The sequence below is a fragment of the Corallococcus sp. AB049A genome (genome assembly GCF_003668885.1).
Classification (GTDB): domain Bacteria; phylum Myxococcota; class Myxococcia; order Myxococcales; family Myxococcaceae; genus Corallococcus; species Corallococcus interemptor.
Map to the genome: position 1 here is coordinate 1 of NZ_RAWL01001097.1, position 448 is coordinate 448.

Annotated in this window: 1 protein-coding gene; it reads right to left on the reverse strand. The window is 60.0% G+C overall.

Translation table 11 applies throughout. From position 1 onward, the window contains the following. Window positions 1-62: 62 nt before the first annotated feature. Window positions 63-448: signal peptidase II (gene lspA, locus D7X55_RS46435; RefSeq protein ID WP_121725755.1), on the reverse strand; the 386-nt coding region annotated here is incomplete at its 5' end.

Consider the following 448-nt stretch of genomic DNA (forward strand, 5'->3'; position numbering starts at 1 on the left):
GGCCTACGGGAAGCCACAAATTCGGTAGGCCGGGTAAGCGTAGCGCCACCCGGCATTGATGCTTACGCCTGCTCTTTCGCGGCCGGTTTCGGCAAGAAGCCTTCCAGCACGATTAACGCCGCACCGATGCAAATGGCGCTATCGGCGAGGTTAAAGGTCGCGAAGTGCCAGTCGCCGACGTAGAAGTCGATCATATCGACCACAAAGCCGTGCCACAGGCGATCAAACAGGTTGCCCAGCGCGCCGCCAATGATCAGCGCGTAGGCGATGTTATTCAGCTTTTGCGTTGCCTTCGAGCGGTACATCAGCACCGCCAGGATCACGCAGATACCGAGAGCGATACCCGCAAAGAACCAGCGCTGCCAGCCACCGCTGTCGGCAAGGAAACTGAACGCCGCACCGTAGTTGCGCGCGTAGTGCAGGTTAAGCGACGGGAACAGCGGCACCG